Origin of the sequence: Deinococcus sp. (assembly GCF_030523985.1) — a bacterium.
Classification (GTDB): Bacteria; Deinococcota; Deinococci; order Deinococcales; family Deinococcaceae; genus Deinococcus.
Map to the genome: position 1 here is coordinate 1 of NZ_JAUNHK010000105.1, position 6,764 is coordinate 6,764.

At 65.4% G+C, this 6,764-nt stretch carries 7 protein-coding genes; all 7 read right to left on the reverse strand.

The annotated features are described in order from the left end of the window. Positions 1 to 152: 152 nt before the first annotated feature. Positions 153 to 1,460, reverse strand: coding sequence for an aspartate--tRNA(Asn) ligase (gene aspS / locus Q4C89_RS12525; RefSeq protein WP_303102956.1), 1,308 nt, complete (start codon positions 1,458 to 1,460; stop codon positions 153 to 155). Between the two features lie 265 nt (positions 1,461 to 1,725). Then, entirely contained in the window at positions 1,726 to 2,970 is a 1,245-nt protein-coding gene (locus tag Q4C89_RS12530; protein ID WP_303102957.1) for an MFS transporter, read from the reverse strand. Next, the gene (locus Q4C89_RS12535) at positions 2,967 to 3,737 is read right to left on the reverse strand and encodes a S9 family peptidase (protein ID WP_303102958.1); all 771 of its coding nucleotides are present in this window, start codon (positions 3,735 to 3,737) and stop codon (positions 2,967 to 2,969) included. The genes Q4C89_RS12530 and Q4C89_RS12535 overlap by 4 nt, the downstream gene beginning before the upstream one ends. After that, on the reverse strand, positions 3,734 to 4,303 hold the full coding sequence (locus tag Q4C89_RS12540) for a DinB family protein (protein WP_303102959.1): 570 nt from the start codon (positions 4,301 to 4,303) through the stop codon (positions 3,734 to 3,736). Before Q4C89_RS12540 ends, Q4C89_RS12535 begins: the two co-directional genes overlap by 4 nt. Continuing rightward, positions 4,300 to 5,697, reverse strand: a complete 1,398-nt coding sequence (locus Q4C89_RS12545; protein ID WP_303102960.1) for an FAD-dependent oxidoreductase — start codon at positions 5,695 to 5,697, stop codon at positions 4,300 to 4,302. Before Q4C89_RS12545 ends, Q4C89_RS12540 begins: the two co-directional genes overlap by 4 nt. Further along, entirely contained in the window at positions 5,694 to 6,080 is a 387-nt protein-coding gene (locus Q4C89_RS12550) for a hypothetical protein (RefSeq protein WP_303102961.1), read from the reverse strand. The genes Q4C89_RS12545 and Q4C89_RS12550 overlap by 4 nt, the downstream gene beginning before the upstream one ends. A gap of 18 nt (positions 6,081 to 6,098) precedes the next feature. Beyond that, a partial coding sequence (locus tag Q4C89_RS12555) for a carbohydrate ABC transporter permease (protein ID WP_303102962.1) occupies positions 6,099 to 6,764 on the reverse strand: 666 nt, incomplete at its 5' end.

Below are 6,764 nucleotides of genomic sequence, written 5' to 3' on the forward strand. Positions count from 1 at the left end.
AAAAAGTGGTCTGAAGCGGGTCTTTGGCGGTTCCCACCACTGGGGCAGCCAGCGTAGAGCCAGCGGTCAACAGAGCCAGAGCAAGTGCCTTGAGCATGCCCAAAAGTCTAAGGGAAGCATCTTGCCCCCTTAGACCCTTAGACGCACAGCACTCAGGGCGTCAGGCGATGACGGTCACGCGGGAAGGCGCGGGCATAGCGCACGTTGGCGATGCCCAGCAGCTTGGCGGTCAGGCGCTCGGCCCCGATGGCAAAGCCGCCGTGGGGGGGCATCCCGTACTTGAAGACTTCGGTGTAGCCTTCCAGCGTTTCGGGCTTGAGTTTGTAGGCGGCAATAGAGTCCATCAGCATGGCGTGGTCGTGGATACGCTGCCCGCCCGACGTGATTTCGATGCCCCGGAACAGCAGGTCGAAGCCGCGTGTGGTGTCGGCGCTGAGGCTGCCGTCTTCGTTGTGGTCGGCGTGGGTATAGAACGGACGGGCGGCGCGAGGGTACTTGGTCACGAACACGAAGTCGCTGCCCTCGGTCTCGGCGTAGTGCTGCGAGAGCAGACGCTCGGCCTCGGGGTCGAGGTCCTTGCCGCCCACCTGATGCCCGTATTTCTCGGTCACGAGCTGGCGGGCCGCCATCAACTCAATACGCGGAATGTGCGCGGGCACGTCAGGAATGGTCGCGCCCAGCAGCTCGAATTCGGCGGCGCAGGTCTGCTTGAGGTGCTCCATGATGCTCGCCAGCAGGCGGTTTTCCAGGCCCATCACGTCTTCTTCGTCGTCGATGAAGCCCATTTCCACGTCCAGCGAGAGGTATTCGTTGAGGTGGCGGCTGGTGGCGTGTTCCTCGGCGCGGTAGACGGCAGCAACCTCGAACACGCGCTCGAACACGCCCACCATGATTTGTTTGTACAGCTGCGGACTTTGCGCGAGGTACGCGGGGTGCCCGAAATAGTCGATGGGGAACAGGTTCGCGCCCCCCTCCGCCCCCGCCGACACGATTTTAGGCGTGCTGATTTCGGTAAAGCCCTCGCCGCGCAGGTGGTCACGGAAGGCGGCGACCAGTTCGGCCTGGACTTTGAGCGCCGCCCGCTCCTTGAGGCCGCGCACCGTCACCACGCGGTAGTCCAGCATGGTTTCCGGGTTGACGTTCCACTCCATTTTGGGAATTTCTACGGGTGTCGGCTCGGTGGCGGCAGAGATGACCTTGAACTCCTCGACCTGCACTTCGAAACCGCCGGGGGCCTTGGCATGGGCCTTGACCTTGCCGACCACTTCCACGCTGCTCTCGGTGAGAGGCAGGTGCAGGCCGCTGCCGACGCACTGGGCCACACCTGTGACATCACGCAGTACCAAAAATTGCACGCCCCCCAAATCGCGGCGGGCGTGGACAAAACCTTGCAGCCTTACAGTTTGCCCCTCGTGTTGGGACAATTCGCGGGTGAGCGTTCGCTTGAGTGGTGCAGTCATCGTGTCTCCTTGAACGAAAAAACCCCGCTCACAGTGGGCGGGGGCGCGGCGCATACGACGAAACGTCCCCTAGCGGGAATCATTATCGTCATTGTTGTTCAGAGCCGCGAACATAGCTGGGAGTGTAACGCTGCTCTCACAGAAGGTCAAAGGGGGAAACTAGGCAGGAGGGTGATGGATGATGGTTCCGCTTCGCTGATGGATGATGGAGAGGAAAGAATCTTTTTCCATCGTCCATCAGGCCGTAGGCCGAACCCATCATCCATCATCTTCTCTCCGGTATGTTCCGCACCAGAATCACGCCCAGCATGAAGAACAGAGCCGCGCCCCCGAAGACCAGCGTGTAGCCGAAGTTCTCGCTCTGGCGGTTGCCCCAGTCCAGCACCGCGCCCATCGGCAGGTTCACGAACTGCGGGGCCACGAACGCCACATGCCAGATGCCCATGTCGCGGGCGTAGCTGCTCTGGCTGGGCATGGCGTCGGCCCCCAGCGCCCAGTCCACGCTGGTAAAGGCCCCGAAGCCCAGGCCGAAGCAAAAGGCCAGCGCCAGCGCCGCGACGAAACTGGGTGCCACCAGCAGCGACAGGGCCATGACCGTCATGACCGTTCCCGCGAAATAGATGACGGGTTTGCGCCCGACGCGGTCACTCAGCCGCCCGCCGACAATGGCGGAAATGATGCTGGCGACCACGATGCAGGCCAGCATCAGCGAACTGCTCATCACCGGGTCTTTCTGCCGCAGCACGTCGCCCGCGTAGTACTGCAAAAACGGCTGCACGCTGTACTGCCCCAGCGCGAACATCACCCGCGTAATGAAGACCCATTTGAAGGGAGCATGGGAAAAAAGTTGTTTCCAGGGCAGGGTTTCGCCGCTGGGGGCAGGGGCCAGGACGTCGGCCCGCTCGGTCACCCCGCGCAGGGTGGTGAAGGCCGAAACGAGCAGCACCAGCGCCATCAACACGAAGGGAATGCTGACCCCGTAGCGGCTGCCTATCGCCATACCCGTCGCCGCGCCCAGCAGTTGTCCCAGCGCCTGCAACGTGCCCATGGCACCGCTGTAGCGCCCGCGCTGCTCGGGCGGAATCAGTTGCGGAATCAGCGCCGAGTAGGGGGCGGTGGCATAGTTGTTGCCGAACTGCACGACCATGAAGCCCAGCAGGTAGACCCAGAACCCCGTGCTGCCCGCCAGCAGCGCCACCGCCGCGCCCATCACCGCCAGCCCCAGCACGTTCAGCCCCACGCCCAGTTTGAGGTAGGGCAGCCGCCGCCCCGTCCGGTCGGAATGCGCCCCGACCAGCGGCGGCACGACCAGCGCAATCGCCGCGCCGATGGCACCCAGCAGGCCCAGCCATTTGCCCTTGTCCTCTGCGCCCATAAAGCCGACCACGTGGGCAGGCATAAAGATGGTCAGCAGCATCAGCCACAAAAAAGCCGTGCCGAACCAGAAGGCCGACAGCATCCACGGGCTGGGCAGGGGGCCAGTGCGAACTCGCGATGTGTGGGAGGTCATGTGTCCAGCAGTCTAGAGTTTGGCTCCAGCAAAAACGCCACTGCCGCGTCCCGCAGCCCCACGCTGGTGAAGTGACCGACGCCCGGCACGACATATTCGTGGAAATGCTCCGGCTGCCCCGCGTAGGCCGCCCGGTACGCCGCCGCCGTCGGCTGATGATGCTGCGCCAGCGGAAAGACGGGGTCACTGTCGCCACTTGCCAGCAGCAGGGGCGTGGGGGCCGCCTTCGCCGCGTGCGTCAGCGGACGGTGCGCGTCGAGAAAGGCCCGCAGTTCCGGGCGCCCCACCTGTGGCTCGTCCCACACGCCCGATGTGATGAGGGTGGCGGCCTTGGCAACGCGTGGCTCGGTCTGAAGCAGGGTCTGCGCCACATAGCCGCCCATACTGGATCCCACCGCCCAGACCGTCCCGGCCCCGAACCGCTCGGCGAGGGCGTCCAGCAGGGCCGGGGCCTCGGCCACCGTGCGGCGCACGCTTTCCCAGACGTATTCGCGGGGGTTCAGACCCGGCGGCGTGTCGCCCTGCCGCTCGCCGTGCAGCGCCGCGTCGGGCAGCACGGTCACGATTCCGGCAGCGGTCAGGGCCGCGTACACGCCCAGTTTGCCTTCCTTGGCAGCCCAGGCCCCGTGGTAGACGAGGCAGACGCCCCGCACGTCCTGGCCCTGCGGGGGAAGTTCCAGCAGGCAGGGCACGCCTGAGAGCACCGCCCGCTCGACGCGGTAGGGTCGTCCGTTCGCCAGCGGCGTGGCGTGGTCGGCGGGGTTCATGCCCCCTCTCCGGGCGCGACCACCTGCCGCAGCAGCCGCATCTGCCCCCGGTGGCTCACCTCGTCTTCCATCACATGAAACCAGGCCCAGTGGTGGTTGGCCCAGCCTTCCGCCATCGGTTGCGCCAGCCAGCCGTCGTCCTTGGTGGCAAAGACCCGCAGCGTTTCGGCGCGGGCGGCGGCGAGGTCGGCCCGCAGTTCGTCGAGGGTGGGCAGACGTGACGGCGGCGTTCCTTCCTGGCCCATCGTCAGGCCCCAGTACACGGCGCCGTCCTGCTCCGGGGTCACGTCGCGCCCCTCGAAGGACAGCAGGTGGTAGGTGCGCTCCACCGCCGCGACATGCGCCAGCAACGTGCCGATGGAGTTGGAAAAGCCTGGGGCGGTCTGCCACAGCGCCTCTTCGGGCAGGTCGTGCACGGCTTGCAGGGTCGTCAGCCGGGCATAGGTCAGCATCTCGACCAGAGCGCCGAGGTGCGGCGTAAAAGCGGGGTCGAGGCTGGGCTGAATGTGGTAAGCCCGCTCACTCCTGAGGCTATCGGCGTGTAGGGCCGGGTCGAAAGTCTTCATACGTTCCCCCCCAGGCGGCACAGTTCGGCGCGGAGTTGCTGTGTATCCACCGCCCGCACGTTTCCGGCGTGGTCACGGGCCGCCCACGCTGCTGCCAGTCCCGCCGCCTCGCCCATGCTGTGACAGTTCTGCTGCACGCGGATGCTCGACTGCGCCTCGAAGGTGCTGCTCGCAGCCCGGCCCGGCACCAGCAGGTTGCCTACGCCCTGCGGCACCAGGCAGCGAAAAGGAATGTCGTGCCAGGCGTCCTTGGCAAAATAGGGGGCCGTGCCGTCGCGCTCGTGCAGCAGCTTGGCCCCGCCCTTTACCGAGTGGATGTCCACCGGGTAGTGGTTTTTGCAGATGGCGTCGGGAAATTTGCAGCAGTCCAGAATGTCTTGCAGGGTCAGGGTGTACTCGCCCACGATGCGCCGCGAGTCGCGGATGCCGACCATCGGGGCCACCACGCCGATAAACGCCTGTTCGCAGCCGGGCAGGTACTGGCGGCAAAAGCGGGTCAGCCGCTCGATGGCCCCCCGCCCGTCGGTCTGCGCCGCCGAGAGTTGCCAGGGGTCGGTGGCGTCGTTGAGGTCGGCCCGGATGCGGGGGCAGTTGAACGACAGTTCGCCGGGCCGCCCCGGTACGCTGAACGCCTGAAAGTAGTCGCCGTCGCGCTCCAGCAGCACTCCGTCCACAATGGCCTGCCGGAACAGCGGCTCAAGACTGGAGCCGCGCCCCCACACCATCCAGAACTGCATGAATTCGGGCGACTCGTGCCACTGCCCCTGCTCTTGCAGGAAGGCCGACAGCCGCGTCATGTCCACCCCGGCGAGGGTAAAGCGCAGGCTCATGGCCTGATGCACGCCGTCCTCGTCTCCGGCCTGAAAGGGCACGCCCGCGCCCGCCGCCACGTCCGCGTCCCCGGTGGCGTCTATGAACACTTTGGCCCGCAGCGCCTGCAATCCGCCCTTGTTATGAATGACCAGCGCCTCTATCCGTTTACCCTCCGCCCTCTGCCATCCGCCCTCTGCGACCAGCGGCTGCACCACGTTCGTGTGATACAGCACCTCGCCGCCCGCCGAGAGCAGCATCTGCTCCAGCACGAATTTCAGGCCCTCGGGGTTGAACCAGTTGTCGTTGCCGTCCGCAGAAGTCGCGCCGTCGCCCCGCTCGTTCAGGCGGCGCTTGAGTTCGTCGGTCAGGCCCCGGTTGAGGTTCTCGCCCCCCGACACGTTCCGCATCAGTGGCGTGACCCAGGCGTTGGTGCCGGTGCCGCCCAGACTGCCCTGGGATTCGACCACCAGCACCCGCGCCCCGGCCCGCGCCGCCGCTATTCCGGCGATGGCCCCGGCGGTGCCGCCGCCCGCCACGATCACGTCCCAGTCGCGTTCCAGCGTGTCGTAGCCCAGCGTCATCGAATCGCGACGGTGCCCCAGGAGGTGCCGTTGACCACGACTTCAAAGGGGTTGGTGCGGGGGGGCGTGCCGGGATCGGTATAGGTCACCTTTTGCCAGCCCAAATTGGCCGGGCAGACCACATTCTGGCCCTCGGGGCGGGTGCCGACTGCCCGGAGCTTGAGCTGGCTGGACGTGCGTGAAACCAGTTCCAGACGTTTGAAGGTGTTGCAGCCTCCAACTTCCACTTCGACGACGACATCCAGTGGTGCGGTCGGCTGCGCCTGGGCGGGGAACTCGACAGACTTGACCGTCATGTCGTATTCCACACTGCTGGGCAAAGAGGGCGGGGTGCATCCAGTCAGCCCCAGGACGACGACCAGGCCAGGGATCAGTTTTCGCATACCTCAAGTATGCCGCGTTTACCCTTTCACGGCTCCTTCCAGCCCTTTCATGAAGTACTTCTGCCCGAAGGCGAACACGATGAGGATGGGAATGATGGTGATGACGGCCCCCGCCATGACCGCCCGCGAGTTGGTGGAAAAGGTGCCAGAGAGTTCCAGCAACCCCGCCGAGAGCGGCAGCAGCTCTTTGTCAGGCAACATGATTCTGGCCCACAGGAAGGAATTCCAATAGGCCACGAATTCCAAAATCGAAAAGGCCACGATGGTCGGCAGCGCCAGCGGCAGCATGATGCGCCGCCAGATGGTCAGCTCGGACGCCCCGTCTATGCGGGCGGCTTCGAGCAGTTCCAGCGGCACGCCGAGGTACGCCTGCCGCAGCAGAAACAGCCCCACGATACTCGCCATGCCCGGCAGCACCACCGCCAGATACTGTTTCGCCATGTCCAGCACCGGAAAGTCGGTTTGCGACAGCAGCCCCAGCTTGATGGTCGTGATGTAGTTGACGATCAGCCCCGCCTCGTTGGGCAGCACCATCAGCATCAGAATCGCGTAGAAAATCAGGTCGCGGCCCGGAAATCGCATCTTGGCGAGCGGATAGGCCGCCAGCGTCGCCAGCGTGACCGTGCAGACCACGCCCAGCGTGCAGATGATCAGGCTGTTGACGATGAGCCGCCAGAAGGGAAC